Genomic DNA, 257 nt, shown 5'->3' on the forward strand with positions numbered 1-257 from the left:
TGCTCAGGGTTTGAACCACGCAGACCGGTATAAAAGACCATTTCATAATGACTGTCGTCGAGTCCCAATAGCGGACTTGGCGCTTTACCAAGTGGATGGCTATCCAAATACGCGCGCAATGGCGAGCCAGCATGCTCAACCAGTACGCCCTCTAGTAGACGCAGTGCTAAACGCTGCTTTGGATCGGTAATTGATGGCAATAACCACGCCACCACATGATGGGTTTGGTCAGGACCGGCTTCGTCAGCGGTATAAGT

1 protein-coding gene is annotated in these 257 nt (G+C 51.8%); it reads right to left on the reverse strand.

The window, feature by feature from the left end:
- A partial coding sequence (locus AAEY75_RS16040; RefSeq protein WP_352260153.1) for a hypothetical protein occupies nucleotides 1-257 on the reverse strand: 257 nt, incomplete at both ends.

The sequence above is a fragment of the Psychrobacter sp. TB55-MNA-CIBAN-0194 genome, from assembly GCF_040309505.1.
GTDB classification, from domain to species: domain Bacteria; phylum Pseudomonadota; class Gammaproteobacteria; order Pseudomonadales; family Moraxellaceae; genus Psychrobacter; species Psychrobacter fozii.